Raw genomic sequence first — 13,296 nt, 5'->3', positions numbered from 1 at the left:
TTAAAGTAAGTATTGAAGTTTTATTTAAATTTATAATAGTACACCATTTTTAATTGTATTGAAAATAATGAATTCATCTTTAGTGTCTCTTCTATGAATTATTGCATTTGTTTTGCTTCTTAACTCATTATAAACATCATTGTTTACTTCATCTGCATTAATTTGAATTGATTTAATTCCAATTAATTGTTGAAGCTCATTAACAAATCTTTCTAAATCAGCTCTAGTGTTAGCATGTGCATCTTTTCCATAGATATTGTTATCCTGGTTATAATCAAATTCAGGAATAAATTTTTCAATTAAGTCTTTAATGTTTTTTGGACAAGAGATATTGTTTGCATCAACATTTTTGTTTGAGATATATTGTTGATATGCTTCACTATTTTTTATCTCTTGAATATATTCATCTATTGGTTTTAAAGTGTCTATTATCCCGAAAAGAGAATACTTTAAAACAAACCCTTGAAAACACAATATATTATTACATTCAGGAAAATCTTTTTCATTTATCAAATCTTTTTCAAAAAGTTTTGAAAAGACTTCCATTTTGTTTTCAAAAATAACTTCATGAATTAAATCTTTATTTTTTATTAAGTCTTCATCATTCATAAATTCATAGAATTCATGAATATTATCTTCTGTGATTTCAATAGCATCAATATACTCTTGAATATCATCTTTACTTATTGCACAAGCTTCATCATCAAGATAAGCCAAAATATAAGCTCTGTCATCTGCTTCTGTAACTGCAGGATAGTACTCAAAACTTTCAATCATCTCTAATAAAGCTTTTTTGCTTAAATTTTCTACTGTCATAATTCACTCCTTAGTAAATTAAAGAGCATACCTACCCTAAAGGCAGTGACTTTCGTATGCCCTTTTTGGGTAAGCTTCTTATGAAGCAACTAATCTAAATAATAAAATTCCTTTAAACTTTAAGTTACATTGGAATATTAAATTTATGTGCATATTGATGAATTAATTTATCATCAGTATATTTTAAATATTTTCTCATTTTTAGAAAAATAAGTTTTTCTTTTTTAGTACAAAAACAAACAATAGTGGTAAAGTCACCTGAGATACCATATGACTTTACATTTGAATTAACTAATTTAGATAATAATTTCATATCTAAATCAATTTTATCTTCTCCATTTACAAAACATTTTGTTTTTTGATGTACTTTCAAAATAGATAGAATATATCTAGCAATTTTTATTATTATTACCATTTTTACTCCTTTAAAAAGAGCATACTTGCCCATAGGGCAATTTATGCCCATATGGGTAAGCTTGATAAAGCAACTAATCTAAATAATAAAATTCCTTTAAACTTTAAGTTACATTGGAATATTAAATTTATGTGCATATTGACGAACTAATTTATCATCAGTATATTTTAAATATTTTCTCATTTTTAGAAAAATAAGTTTTTCTTTTTTAGTACAAAAACAAACAATAGTGGTAAAGTCACCTGAGATACCAAATGAAATTACATAATATAGTTAACTAAATAGTTGTAATTGTTTGTAACTGCTATATGAATTATTAACAGGTAAACTACTACAAATTAAAGTCTCGTGTGTTTTTAATATATTCTTCATTCTATTTATTGCTTCATTTGCAATATCAAAAATATGGCATTTTCTTTTTAAACTTAAAGCTGCATCTAAAGTAACTCCACTTCCACCAAATAAGTCAAGTACAAAATCACCTACATTTGTAGATTGTTTGATTATTTGCTCTAGCAATTTAAATGGTTTTTGAGTTGGATATCCACCTTGTTTTGGTAGAGGAGGTCTTTGTAGTTCAAAATCTAAAATTGTTTCATCGGGTTTCAATAGTTTACCGCTATGAGAATATACATATATCTCTTCAGGAGGCATAAGATATTTTCCCATATTGCAAACTGTTCCTTTTGAGGTTAATTTAGTATACGAACCTTTCGCTGCTACTTTTAAGTTAGTAGGTGCAAATGCACTTAAATAATTAAGAGCATCTTTTTTACTACTTTTCCCACCTGCAATCATAAAATAAAGTTGAGAATCTTCTGTCCTTAACATTTTTTGTAATTCTAAGGTCATTTTTTCAAATTCTTCAGGCATTATCAAATCGTAAGTAGATAAGTTTCTATTACCACCTTTTTGACCTTTTGCAAAATATGGTATATCTAAAAATATCATATCATAATAAAGAAGTGAAGATAAAATATTTGGAATAGCAAATCTACTATCCATTTGTTCAACAATTGCTTGAACATCATCACTAATTAATAAATATTTGCCTTTCCCAACTCTTAGTAATTTCGTTCCAACTGCTTCATTAATTCTTCCTCTGATAGTTGTTTTTTTTATTTCTTCAAATTTTTCATAAATTTCAGATAAATGAACTTCTTTTTCTTGAAGTTTTATAAAATTAATTATTTTGCTAAGTAATGACATATTTACCTCTTTTAAAAAGGTAATATTGTTTTAGATGAAATATCAATTTCACTTACTATAATTATAGAATTTAATAAATCTTGATTTTGTAATGCCATACTATAAAATTCATCATAGTTTTCACAATTTCCAAAATCTACTTTTAATTCTTTTTTATAGTATTGTTTACAATATTGATATGCCATTGAATAAGCAAATTCCTTATCATAAGCAATATTTATATTTTTTACATTTGCACCATTAATTTGTACTTCTTGTATTAAATAGATTTTTTTTAATTTTTTAGATGCTATTGTTTTATATTCAAAACCATAGTTTTTCATGCTATTTCTTTCACTATTTCCAGAAATTAATCTTTTTGCAAGAGTACAAGGTGTAAATTTATTTATCCAATAATTTGGATACTTAAATGCAACATCTTTTGCAATTGTTACTTTTGAAATAAAGTAAAATTCTTTATTAGCTTTTTTTATTTCTTTTTTCATAAGTTTTACCTTTTTATAATAACTAACCCCTCTACGGGTTAGTGAAATACCCGTAGGTTAATTAGCCATTAAGGCAACTATTTTAAAATATAAACTCCGTTATGGAAAATTTGTTTTTGTCCATCAATAATTTGTGGATTTTTGCTTACTTTAAAACCAAGTTTTTCCCAAAATATCAAACACTTCGTATAAGCATTTATTTTTATAATACTTATATTTTCTTTTTTACATAGCACTATAAAATCTGTAACGACTTTTTTTGCTATGCCTTGATTTCTAAATCTCTTTTTTGTTTCAATATAAGAAATTTTACCTATACCATCTTTTATTGATGCATAGAACTTATATTGTTTTTGTTGTTCAAAAATTTCCATTATCATGCTCCAATATTTAAATCAAATAAGCATAATTGAACTGCATTTTTATATTCATTATCTACAATATACATATTCGATGTATTAGTTTTTTTAAAGCTTTCAAAAGCATTTTTGAATAATTCATCATTTTGCAGATTTAGAACTATATATTTCCAAGATGTCTCATCATCATTGCTAATATCATAACTTAATAGTTCCCTTGTTTTTTTTCTTTGAGTGATTATAAGTTGTTGTTGTTTAGTACATATATTACACTCAAATGAGTACTCTTCTGTAAAATGACCTACTTTTGATATCTTATTTTTTAGCTTTTTCATTAAAGCTTTTTTAAATACTTTATATGAAGATGAATTATTTAATATTTCTTTCCACTTAATTGTTATTTCATCAAATATAATTTTAAATACTCTTTCTCTAACAATATCATCATTTAACGGTTCACACTCTTTTACATTAAATGTTTCTCTAAGAAAAGAAATGAATGAAGGATTATAAAAATCATACTCTTTAAAGTCCTCTGAATTATGAATATTATGTATTGGTGAATAATATATATTTAATTTATTCATAGAAAAATAAAACATATAAGTAATCTCTTCTGATGGCTCACTATGAATAGTATAGCTGTTATCAAAGAATACTCCATGCTTTTCTTTAAAAGGCACTAAATAAAATCTAAATGCTCCTAATACACAATTATATAATTCTATATCTGACATAGATTTATTAAAAATATCTCTATAAGTATCAAACCAAACTTCTTTATATCTACCTGGTTTGTCTTTATATTCTAATATTTTTAATTTAATATGATTTTCTAACTCTTCATTTGAAGGAATAAATTTTTTATAGTTTAAAGTATGATAAGCCCACCACCAACAAATAGGATTAAATAACTCGAAAAATTTATATTTTTTTTTCATATTAGAAATTCTTACATTTTCTACTTTACGGAAATATCTACTCCAAGAATTATCATCAGAACTTGTTGGAGTTTCTGGTTCTTTTTCTAATTCATCATCTACACTTGAACCAAATAAACATAATTGCTCATTATTTGGTTTTTCATCACAATTTATAAGTAATTCTAACCAAGGCAATAGAGAATTAATTGCACCTTCTAAACACTCAATAGCATTTCTATTTGCAGTGTATTGTGCAATTGATAATTTTAAATAAACTTCTTTCTCTATTATTCCTCTTTTTACGTTATTTGAAAGTTCTAAAGTTTGATAATTTTCATACTGCTCATGAATAACATTATCAAAAGCTTTATATAACTTTTCAATACCTTTTATTTGATTTATATTAATTTGTTTCACTTATTACCCTTTGCAGCATATAGTAATTTTTGGAAAGTATTGATTTTATTCATTTCAAACTCAATATTCTCAATTGTTCTCTGATTTAAATAATCATTACTTTCAATATTTTCTATTACTTTTAAAGGATTAAATTTTTTATTAATTTTAAATAAACCTAATATATATTCCATTTTAAATTCCTTTTATTAAAAAAAGGATAGTAGTATCCCTATTAAGGATAATTACTATCCCTAATGGGTTTACTTTAAGAAGCACCAAAAATATCAAAATAGAAATATTTATACATTCTCTTCATAGTTTAATAATATTATTTTTTAATATTAAAAATACTATATAATTTAGTATAAAATTGATTTAGGATTTGCACTCATTTTTATCCTTTTATAAGTTAAAAACTAAAAGGATACAAATAGTAGTATCCCGTAAGGAATACAATCTTTTGTATCCCTTTACGGGTTAGCTCTTTTGAGCAACTACTCTGAAACACTCTACAATCTAATTATTTAGATTATAGACTATACCTTCGCAAACTTCTTTTGGTTTCTCACCTGGGCTACAAGACTTCTATCTTATAGTTTACAAACTTTTGCCCTTTTGGATGTATCTCTACTCCATTTGCCTTTTTGGCACAGCTTATTGCTCTCGCAACAAACTTATATCTATTATTATTATAGATAATTCAAAAAATGAATACTATTAATATAGCTAATTGTTTGTTAAATATTACTTAGTGTTTCTTTTGAGATTTGAGTATTATATTTATTGTTCTTTGTCTGTTTTTTAGTCTGTTTATATATATAAAAAAAACCTCTTTCAAGGAAAAACTTATCGTTTTAATTCTCTCCCTTATTTACTGTCCCATTTTGGGACAGTAAATCCAAATTATCTTACAACATATTTTCAAATATACATTCAGCAACTATCATTTTTTAATCTTTCTAGTGAGCCATAATATGAAGAAACTTCATTATTTTGTTCAACTTCTGTATAATTGTTTAAATTAATAGTATCCGTAAGATAATACTTCCCGTCTTTTTTATTATCTAAATGCCAATCATAGTCATCACTTACTTGTTGTGAATAAATATATGTATCTTCATCTAGCATAATTGCAACTTGTTGAGAATCTTCATCTGTAAATTTGATATGTTTAAATTTAGTTTCATCCCCTAATATATTATTTACTATATCTTCTCTATTATTTAACTTCAATTCATTTATAAGCTGCTTCTTTTGTGTATTACCTAAGAACATAATACATCTCTTTCAATATTAATTTTTAATTGTGGAACATCCCGCCAATTTTTTATTCCCATATTGTAATCAGATTCATTTAATCTATCTTTTACACTTATTAAAACTCTTGAATCTATGTCGTTTTGAAGTTCACTAAGATATTTTTTAGGTACACATTTATTTTTTGCAATACAGCTTCTTACTTCCCAACGAGAAGATAATGAAAGCTTCTTATAAAGATTATCTGTTAATTTCCTATCTAAAAGTCTTGCTATTGAATATTCTACATCATAGTTATTAGGAAATATTTCTAACGCTTTTTCTAAAAACCAGATTGGTGTATGTGAGACTCTACAAGCCATACTAACAATACATTCATATTTTTCTTTTAATATTTTTTCATATACCTCATCTTTTAGATATATATTTTGAACAATATTATAATTATTAGTATTTTTCAATAATAATTCCGTTGGTGTATTTTTATGTTTTAATATTGCTGTAGCAATATAATTATTTCTATTTTCATAGAATACTTTTTTAATTTCTTCACTATTTAATTCATATAAAAATCTCATTTTTTTCTCCAAAAATTTAAATTTATTCTTCAACATAGATAATTAAATTATCTATGATAAGTCCTTTATTGTATAATTCTCAACATTTTACATTCGTAGTCAATATCGTCCATACATCTAACAAAAGTATTGCCATTTATTACAACATAAGGCGAAAAAGTTGTTCCAATATTTTCTTTATCATAAGCAAAGTGTTCTATTGTCGGATTTTTAAAATCATCCGAAGTAAGTTTTGTTCCAGACTTTAAAACTTTTTGTATATTTTCTTTTCCTCTTATATATTCCACTTTTAATCCTTTACTGCATATAGTTTCATTAAAATTCATATTAGTCCTTTTAACTTTATTGTAAATTTTTCTTATAATCTTCAAGTGTTGCAAAATACTCTTCAATACATCCTACACTTAGATTGTCATTGTATGTAACATTACCTGCATAGCAAACAGTTATTTTTTTTATTTGAGAAACTTTTTTATGTTCTCTAAAAGCAATTTGCTTTGCCAATTCTTCTGCTTTTATGCCATTTATTGAAGTTACAAATTGATGCGAAACACCTGTTCTAATAATCTGATTTTCAGAAAATGTTTTTTTATAAATATCATTATTTACCCCTATCAGATTATTCAGCATAGATAAATAAATTATCTATACCATCTTCTGAAACTTGTTTAAAGATACTAACTAGTTTAATAATTTCACATAGAAGTATCATAACTTTTTTGTCTACAATTAACTTGTTTAAGACAATCTTTTGAAAGTTTCATATCTTTAACTAATTGTTTTAACTCATCTTCACTACCATTTATAATGTTTGTAGTTATATCATCTGGAGTAAATCCAAGAAGTTCTAAGAAATCACCCATTTTTTTATTTTCATAAATAAGGTTTTCAATTTCATCTGCATCTAAAGTTTCTTCTTTTAATAAACTTCTTAATTCTTCGATAACATCATACAATGCATCAGAATTATCTTCAAAGATAGGAGTACTGTCTTCACTTCCAGAGAATAATGTAGTTTCAAATGCTGCTAATACTTCTTTAATTGACTCAATACCTTCAAAGAGTTCATTGCTTTTTGATATACAATCTTTAGCATAAAAAGTATTTTCTGAATTGCAGAAATTATTATTTTCATCAATAATTTCATTAAAAGTTGCAGCAACAAATAAAGTTTCTTTTTCTCTATAATTTGCACCTTTAAAAATAGTTATCCAAAATGGATTTTCTACTTGATTGTGTTTAAATTTAATTGAAAGAGCAGAATTTTCAAATAATTCATTTGAAGATGCATATTTATTACCATAATAATTATAGTTGCAAGCTCTAATATCTTCAATAACCATACTAATTGGCATATTTAATCCAAAAGGGATAAAACCATTTTGTTCTAATACATATATTAATTCTTTTGCTTCATTTGACATATTTTTTCCTTTTATATTTTTTTAAATAATTAATTATGCTACATTCCAAAACATGTCATCTTTGATATTTAATATCTCAGCTAAATGTTTAGGATGTATCATTGCCACTCCACTATCAACACTATCAGCACCAATTGATTTAGCCCAAAGTATTGATTTTCTATTTCCAATTCCACCAATATGACAAGGAATACCATATTTATGTGCTAATTCCACCCATATTGATGCTTCTTTGTATTTCCATTCTTTAGTTCCACCAACAAAAAGACCACTAAACCTATTATTTTTCAAATCATCTTCTACTAATTCAAAACTCATTTCATTTTGAACTGCTAAAAAATAATCATAGTAAGGGAAGGTATCTTCTAAGTAATCTATCCATTTTCTTGAAAACTCCAAGGATTCATTACCTCTTGCAGGCAAGTCAGGACATACTACAAATTCAGGGCAAACTAATTTGTATTTTTTAGGTTCACCTCTTTCCATAGAAGAAAAATCTAAATCATTTGATATTGGTTTTCCAAATCTTATTTCTGATTCAATTCTCCACATTTGGTCTATAAACTTTTGGGCATTAAAAGGTCTTTTATTTTGCCAATCAGAAAATGCACCATTATCGAAGAACCAATGCATTGTTCTTGCAGTAATATGATTAAAAGTATCTCTTGTTAAACAAGCTCCAAATTCATAACCGTACTCTTTCAAAATATTATCTCTTCTTTTACCAGTTGGGCACGCAAAATAGATTTTCATTTTATGCTCCATACTTTTCTATACTATTTTTTAGTCTTAATGCAATATGATAGAACATATCAGTAACACCCTGCCCTAAGATTTTTCTATTTAAAGTTTTTACATTTGAAAGTTCATAGTTATTTAAACCATGAATATTTGCAATTTCTTTATTTGTAAATTCTGAATATAACTCTTTAGTAGGATGTTTTAAAATTGGTTCTGTAGATCTTGTTCCATGAGTAGTAAATGTATTAGATTTTATATCACTTGGAGATACTGTTCTAATACCTACTTTATCTTTTTTACTAGCAGCTAATACTCTAGGGACCTCATCAATTGTTTTCCATTCTCTTTTATCAATTGGAGTTTCTAACAAGTCTTCAATTGTTTTATTAGAATTTGGAATTAAATTTTCAAGGTTAATTTTTTTATTCATATTTGCAACAAGAGCCCATCTTTTTCTCTTTGAATGAGAACCAGTCGCAATAGTTTCACTAATGTGATATCCAAATTTTTTAAGCATAACTCTTAACCATTGACAAGCTTCTGTTTTTGAATATTCAACAACTTCTTCAATGATTACCGTATTTACATTCATTGCTCTAATTGCTTCAAGGACAAAGAATGTCATTGTTTCAGCATCTTCTTTTTGCCTAACAAGTTTCATTTCTTTTTCAGTTGCAATTCCATTTTCATAATTTATTAATGCTTTTGTTAAATTTATATTTGCTTTAGTATAAGGTACACAAGGTATACCAATTAAAGCAATATCTACATTTTTTGGATAATCACTTGGAACAATATCTTCCAATGAACTTAAAATAGTATATTTTGATTCTTTATGATTATGTTCAAACATATTTAAAAATTTATTCTCAATATCTAATCCACCAATTGGAGTAAAACCTGCTTGTTTAAACATTTGAGTTAATGTACCACCTCCACAAAACAGTTCGAATGTCTTAAATCCTATTTGTTTTCTTTGATTTCTTAACTCTTCAGTAGTAGCAGTTTTTATAATCAATTTATTTTTAAATAACTGAATTTCTACTTTTTCTACATTTTTAAAAAGTTCAGTAATACTTTTATTTTTAATATCTAATATTGGAGTTTTTTTTATATCACTTTTTCTATAAGATATTATATGATTACCTAATAATTCAGTTTTTTCAACAACTACGATTTTTTTATCATAGTCATAAGAAATATTTACAGTGTCTCCTGCTTCCATACTCTTTTTTAAACTAAGATTATTTAACCATAAACCCTTATTTCCACCTGGTAAATCCCTCAAAGGTTTAATAATTTTTTTAAATGGTTCTATTTTATTATTTACTTTATCTTCTAATATTATATTTGCTGACATATAATTCCTTTTTTTATAAGTTTTACTTTAAAGGAATAGAACTATCCACAAGGGATAATTTATCCCTTATGGGTTAGCTCTATATGAGCAACTATATATAAATTAGTTTGTTATGTATAATTGAAACTTTCTAGCTTCATTATCCATTTCTTTTATAAAATTGAATAATTCACTATATTCATCTTTTGTAATTAAACTTATAATTGTTTCAAAATTTTCTAATTCCTCATCACTATCAAATTCTACATTCTCTAATATATCAATAAAAGTTTCATAACCATTAATGAAATTATCAAAATGTTTAATTCCGAATATTTCACCATAGTCTGATGAATTTGTAAAAAAAGATATATTTTTCTCTATTGAACTTAATTCAACCACATTAACCCAAGAACAATCTTCTTCTGCATTAATAAAACTAATTGTTTTTAAATTAAAATATTTTATTAAAAGTTGAAGTAAATTATTATTGGATTTTAAAATATACTCATTGAATATTTCTTCACATTTAAGCTCTATTCTTTTTTTATGTAGTTTTTCTATTTCATCACTTAATTGATTGATTTGAGATACATCTAATTTACCCTCAAATGAAGAAATTAAATTTTTTAACTCATCAAATGATGGTATATATTCTTCTATTTCCCACTCAAAATAAATTGAATATTCTTCTATTTCTCCATAAGAAGCAGTTGAACCTTCCAATATAGAATCATTAATTGACATAATGATAGTATCTTTTAAAGAAGAGTCTATATTTTCAAAATCAATTAAGTTATCATTTTCATAAGTTTTTATAGTAATCTCGTGCCCTAAAATAGTCATTTTCTTTTCCTTATTTTTTTATTAAGGATAATTATCCCAAAATGGAATAATTTATCCCTTTTGGGTTATGCTTTTATTAGCATTGATATTATTTTATATATTTGCTATAATTATCTAAAAGGATAAAACTATGACTATATTTGAAATCACAACTCTATCTATTTTAGCAATAGCTATTTTTTTAGCAATAGGTAAATATGACTTTGAAAAACAAAATCATTAATTATATTGCTTCCTACTATCGTATTTCCCAATAGCTAATACAATTGCAATAAACAAAATTACAAATGAAGCTATTTCTAAATAACTTGTTTCCATACTATTCCCTTTTTAAATATGATCCAATTACTATAAATATAATACCTATTATTAAAACTGTCAAGTAAAGTTTTACCTCAACAAAATAAGCATATATTGCAGCACCTACGATAGAACCACCAACCATATATAGAACATCACCAAATACTTTTATTAATGTTCTTAATTTAGGATTTGTATATAACTCTTCATAAATTAATTTTGGTATACCTAATTCTCGTAGAAGGAGCATAAAAATAATGAATATCTCTATTAGTATAATTTTCATAATTTCTCACTTTCTCAAAATATAAGATAATGCTATCCCTTCGGGATAAGATTATCCCTTATGGGTTAGCTCTTTGTGAGCAACTAATTATATTTATTAAGATTCAAACTCTAAATCTTCTATCTCTTTCCAGTCAATGTCAAAACATTGATCTTCCATATCTCTTAAGATGACAATTATTGAATTATCAGTGTCTAACCTGAAGTTATCAACTTCTCCATAGAAACCTTCAATATCTTCATTCCCTTCAAAATAAACTCTTCTGTTCTGATATTCTTCTTTTAATTTTTTTATATCTTGTACTGTTGCCATCTTAATCCTTTATTTCATTCATAGTAATTTCTTTTAAATTTGATGTATCCCAACTATCTAACCATGCTTTAAAAATTGTTGCTCCTTCAGAAACTTTAAGTTCATACTTTTTAAATAACTGAAGTAATTTATCATCATATATTGGAGTTCTTGGTATTCCATTATTAAAAGCTTTATTACCTAGTTCACTAGCCTCTTTTTCTAGTTTCTTTAATAAACTATTATTTTCTATTTCTTTCATTTTTAACCTTTATTTTTTCATGATATAAACATCATCATAATTGTCTTCTTTATATGAATTAAGAAGTTTTAAAGCTTCATCAAAAGATAAATAGGTATCATTTATTTCTGTTCCACCAACAAAAACAGTATATACATTCTCTTTTGATACTATATCTTTCCAATTATTTGTTGTTATATCATTTACCTCCATACACCTTGCAATTGCTAGGTCTTCTGTTGGATATTCCTCAACAAGAATAATATTTTCATACCATTCTATTAAACTATTTAAAAAGTTCTCTTGCCCTATTTCAACTATATAACAATTTTCAGTTGATACTGAACTATCTCTTTGTGCATTAATTACAAAGTAATTCTTTTCATAATACTTTTCAATATCTTCACTTGATAATAAAGAAAAAATAGCATCATATGCAGTACCTTCATTTAATCCACCATCTAATATATCTTCATCATTGTAACAATCATCTTCATCTTTTTGAGCAGACATTTCATAACTATTTATTTCATATCCACCATTAGAAGAAACAAATCCATTATAAAGCTTATCTTTAAATATAAACTCTACCTCTTCATTTTTATATAATTGTTTTGCACAATTAATAAAGAACTCTCTTATTTGTTCTTTTGATAACGAATCTACTTTATTTAAATTTTCAATATTACTCATTTTTTTCTCTTTCTTTTTTTTAATTTTTTATAATTTAATACTTAGTTATGAACTTATATATCTAAAATATTACATTTTGAAAATAATTGTTCTTCCACCTCACTTATTAAATTACTCCTTTTAATTGAAAAAAAATTAAAATTATTTCTGATTTTTCTTAACTCTTGATTCATTGAAGATTTAATTTCTGATTTCCATTTTCTATTATTTGACATAAGTTCCCAAAGAACATATGATAATTTTTTTATATTTAGTCTCTCTAAGTTCTTATGTATAGAATATACTTCTTTACAATACATTCCATATATTGTATGTAATTGTTCAAAGTCTATTTCACTTATTGTCTCACCATCATAATAATAGAACTTTTTATTTGCATACTTTAATATACACAGATTTGAGCTAAGTAAATTTTCTAATTTACTTAATGGCAAATCTTTATAATCAATTCTTTTAGAATCTAACATTAACAGATTTGTTCCATTTGGTCTAACACCATAAAGAAATTTTCCTTTATATGTTGAAAGTGTTTTTTTATCAATTACTGTTAAATCTTCTTGAAAGTTTTGTAGTTGAGGTAAGATTATTTTTTCTAGTTTTTTATAAGTACTCATAATTACTCCTTTGAATACTTTTAGGAATATATTAACCTCTATAAGAGGAAAAATATATTTCCCCTTATGGGTTAACTCTA

General features: G+C 25.1%; 20 protein-coding genes. All 20 read right to left on the bottom strand.

Features of this window, described 5'->3' with window-relative positions; all coding sequences use genetic code 11:
• Window positions 1-30: 30 nt before the first annotated feature.
• The 20 genes from AMYT_RS14180 to AMYT_RS14090 all read right to left on the bottom strand — a co-directional run bounded on the left by AMYT_RS14180 (window position 31) and on the right by AMYT_RS14090 (window position 13,216).
• Window positions 31-816 (bottom strand): hypothetical protein, encoded by a 786-nt coding sequence (locus tag AMYT_RS14180; RefSeq protein WP_114843269.1) that lies wholly within the window; start codon window positions 814-816, stop codon window positions 31-33.
• A 124-nt stretch (window positions 817-940) separates the two neighbouring features.
• The gene (locus tag AMYT_RS14175) at window positions 941-1,231 is read right to left on the bottom strand and encodes a hypothetical protein (protein ID WP_114843268.1); all 291 of its coding nucleotides are present in this window, start codon (window positions 1,229-1,231) and stop codon (window positions 941-943) included.
• Between the two features lie 273 nt (window positions 1,232-1,504).
• The gene (locus AMYT_RS15105) at window positions 1,505-2,440 is read right to left on the bottom strand and encodes a site-specific DNA-methyltransferase (protein ID WP_196779633.1); all 936 of its coding nucleotides are present in this window, start codon (window positions 2,438-2,440) and stop codon (window positions 1,505-1,507) included.
• A gap of 11 nt (window positions 2,441-2,451) precedes the next feature.
• Window positions 2,452-2,925 carry a hypothetical protein gene (locus AMYT_RS14165; protein ID WP_114843267.1) on the bottom strand — a complete coding sequence of 158 codons (474 nt, stop codon included), beginning with the start codon at window positions 2,923-2,925 and terminating at the stop codon, window positions 2,452-2,454.
• Window positions 2,926-3,002: 77 nt separating this feature from the next.
• Complete coding sequence (locus tag AMYT_RS14160) at window positions 3,003-3,299, bottom strand: GNAT family N-acetyltransferase (RefSeq protein WP_162919523.1); 297 nt, start codon at window positions 3,297-3,299, stop codon at window positions 3,003-3,005.
• Between the two features lie 2 nt (window positions 3,300-3,301).
• Window positions 3,302-4,624 (bottom strand): hypothetical protein, encoded by a 1,323-nt coding sequence (locus tag AMYT_RS14155; protein ID WP_114843265.1) that lies wholly within the window; start codon window positions 4,622-4,624, stop codon window positions 3,302-3,304.
• Complete coding sequence (locus AMYT_RS14995) at window positions 4,621-4,797, bottom strand: hypothetical protein (RefSeq protein WP_162919522.1); 177 nt, start codon at window positions 4,795-4,797, stop codon at window positions 4,621-4,623. Before AMYT_RS14995 ends, AMYT_RS14155 begins: the two co-directional genes overlap by 4 nt.
• Before the next feature lie 742 nt (window positions 4,798-5,539).
• Window positions 5,540-5,881 (bottom strand): hypothetical protein, encoded by a 342-nt coding sequence (locus AMYT_RS14150; RefSeq protein ID WP_114843264.1) that lies wholly within the window; start codon window positions 5,879-5,881, stop codon window positions 5,540-5,542.
• Window positions 5,872-6,441 (bottom strand): hypothetical protein, encoded by a 570-nt coding sequence (locus tag AMYT_RS14145; protein ID WP_114843263.1) that lies wholly within the window; start codon window positions 6,439-6,441, stop codon window positions 5,872-5,874. Before AMYT_RS14145 ends, AMYT_RS14150 begins: the two co-directional genes overlap by 10 nt.
• 65 nt (window positions 6,442-6,506) lie before the next feature.
• Window positions 6,507-6,728 carry a hypothetical protein gene (locus AMYT_RS14140; protein ID WP_129085782.1) on the bottom strand — a complete coding sequence of 74 codons (222 nt, stop codon included), beginning with the start codon at window positions 6,726-6,728 and terminating at the stop codon, window positions 6,507-6,509.
• A gap of 55 nt (window positions 6,729-6,783) precedes the next feature.
• Window positions 6,784-7,071 carry a hypothetical protein gene (locus AMYT_RS14135; RefSeq protein ID WP_114843261.1) on the bottom strand — a complete coding sequence of 96 codons (288 nt, stop codon included), beginning with the start codon at window positions 7,069-7,071 and terminating at the stop codon, window positions 6,784-6,786.
• 65 nt (window positions 7,072-7,136) lie between these two features.
• Complete coding sequence (locus tag AMYT_RS14130; protein WP_114843260.1) at window positions 7,137-7,865, bottom strand: hypothetical protein; 729 nt, start codon at window positions 7,863-7,865, stop codon at window positions 7,137-7,139.
• 33 nt (window positions 7,866-7,898) lie between these two features.
• Entirely contained in the window at window positions 7,899-8,618 is a 720-nt protein-coding gene (locus AMYT_RS14125) for a hypothetical protein (RefSeq protein WP_114843259.1), read from the bottom strand.
• Window position 8,619: 1 nt separating this feature from the next.
• Entirely contained in the window at window positions 8,620-9,966 is a 1,347-nt protein-coding gene (locus AMYT_RS14120; RefSeq protein WP_114843258.1) for a DNA cytosine methyltransferase, read from the bottom strand.
• A gap of 102 nt (window positions 9,967-10,068) precedes the next feature.
• Window positions 10,069-10,791, bottom strand: a complete 723-nt coding sequence (locus tag AMYT_RS14115; RefSeq protein ID WP_114843257.1) for a hypothetical protein — start codon at window positions 10,789-10,791, stop codon at window positions 10,069-10,071.
• Window positions 10,792-11,110: 319 nt separating this feature from the next.
• Complete coding sequence (locus tag AMYT_RS14110; protein ID WP_114843256.1) at window positions 11,111-11,377, bottom strand: hypothetical protein; 267 nt, start codon at window positions 11,375-11,377, stop codon at window positions 11,111-11,113.
• A gap of 96 nt (window positions 11,378-11,473) precedes the next feature.
• Window positions 11,474-11,689: a hypothetical protein gene (locus AMYT_RS14105; protein WP_114843255.1), complete on the bottom strand. Its 216-nt coding sequence runs from the start codon at window positions 11,687-11,689 to the stop codon at window positions 11,474-11,476.
• A gap of 1 nt (window position 11,690) precedes the next feature.
• Window positions 11,691-11,930 (bottom strand): hypothetical protein, encoded by a 240-nt coding sequence (locus AMYT_RS14100; protein ID WP_114843254.1) that lies wholly within the window; start codon window positions 11,928-11,930, stop codon window positions 11,691-11,693.
• 9 nt (window positions 11,931-11,939) lie between these two features.
• Window positions 11,940-12,602, bottom strand: coding sequence for a hypothetical protein (locus tag AMYT_RS14095; protein ID WP_114843253.1), 663 nt, complete (start codon window positions 12,600-12,602; stop codon window positions 11,940-11,942).
• A 53-nt stretch (window positions 12,603-12,655) separates the two neighbouring features.
• Window positions 12,656-13,216, bottom strand: coding sequence for a hypothetical protein (locus AMYT_RS14090; protein WP_114843252.1), 561 nt, complete (start codon window positions 13,214-13,216; stop codon window positions 12,656-12,658).
• Window positions 13,217-13,296: the final 80 nt, after the last annotated feature.

Source organism: Malaciobacter mytili LMG 24559, assembly GCF_003346775.1.
GTDB classification, from domain to species: domain Bacteria; phylum Campylobacterota; class Campylobacteria; order Campylobacterales; family Arcobacteraceae; genus Malaciobacter; species Malaciobacter mytili.
Note: the sequence above shows the minus strand (reverse complement) of the source record. Positions and strands in the feature narration are given on the sequence as shown.

What these genes read in the sequence shown, in the direction of transcription:
- AMYT_RS14995 (WP_162919522.1), bottom strand. Translation starts at nt 4,797, where the DNA reads ATGGAATATATATTAGGTTTATTTAAAATTAATAAAAAATTTAATCCT.
- AMYT_RS14150 (WP_114843264.1), bottom strand. Translation starts at nt 5,881, where the DNA reads ATGTTCTTAGGTAATACACAAAAGAAGCAGCTTATAAATGAATTGAAG.
- AMYT_RS14095 (WP_114843253.1), bottom strand. Translation starts at nt 12,602, where the DNA reads ATGAGTAATATTGAAAATTTAAATAAAGTAGATTCGTTATCAAAAGAA.
- AMYT_RS14130 (WP_114843260.1), bottom strand. Translation starts at nt 7,865, where the DNA reads ATGTCAAATGAAGCAAAAGAATTAATATATGTATTAGAACAAAATGGT.
- AMYT_RS14135 (WP_114843261.1), bottom strand. Translation starts at nt 7,071, where the DNA reads ATGCTGAATAATCTGATAGGGGTAAATAATGATATTTATAAAAAAACA.
- AMYT_RS14180 (WP_114843269.1), bottom strand. Translation starts at nt 816, where the DNA reads ATGACAGTAGAAAATTTAAGCAAAAAAGCTTTATTAGAGATGATTGAA.
- AMYT_RS14120 (WP_114843258.1), bottom strand. Translation starts at nt 9,966, where the DNA reads ATGTCAGCAAATATAATATTAGAAGATAAAGTAAATAATAAAATAGAA.
- AMYT_RS14160 (WP_162919523.1), bottom strand. Translation starts at nt 3,299, where the DNA reads ATGGAAATTTTTGAACAACAAAAACAATATAAGTTCTATGCATCAATA.
- AMYT_RS14175 (WP_114843268.1), bottom strand. Translation starts at nt 1,231, where the DNA reads ATGGTAATAATAATAAAAATTGCTAGATATATTCTATCTATTTTGAAA.
- AMYT_RS15105 (WP_196779633.1), bottom strand. Translation starts at nt 2,440, where the DNA reads ATGTCATTACTTAGCAAAATAATTAATTTTATAAAACTTCAAGAAAAA.
- AMYT_RS14110 (WP_114843256.1), bottom strand. Translation starts at nt 11,377, where the DNA reads ATGAAAATTATACTAATAGAGATATTCATTATTTTTATGCTCCTTCTA.
- AMYT_RS14145 (WP_114843263.1), bottom strand. Translation starts at nt 6,441, where the DNA reads ATGAGATTTTTATATGAATTAAATAGTGAAGAAATTAAAAAAGTATTC.
- AMYT_RS14105 (WP_114843255.1), bottom strand. Translation starts at nt 11,689, where the DNA reads ATGGCAACAGTACAAGATATAAAAAAATTAAAAGAAGAATATCAGAAC.
- AMYT_RS14125 (WP_114843259.1), bottom strand. Translation starts at nt 8,618, where the DNA reads ATGAAAATCTATTTTGCGTGCCCAACTGGTAAAAGAAGAGATAATATT.
- AMYT_RS14100 (WP_114843254.1), bottom strand. Translation starts at nt 11,930, where the DNA reads ATGAAAGAAATAGAAAATAATAGTTTATTAAAGAAACTAGAAAAAGAG.
- AMYT_RS14115 (WP_114843257.1), bottom strand. Translation starts at nt 10,791, where the DNA reads ATGACTATTTTAGGGCACGAGATTACTATAAAAACTTATGAAAATGAT.
- AMYT_RS14090 (WP_114843252.1), bottom strand. Translation starts at nt 13,216, where the DNA reads ATGAGTACTTATAAAAAACTAGAAAAAATAATCTTACCTCAACTACAA.
- AMYT_RS14165 (WP_114843267.1), bottom strand. Translation starts at nt 2,925, where the DNA reads ATGAAAAAAGAAATAAAAAAAGCTAATAAAGAATTTTACTTTATTTCA.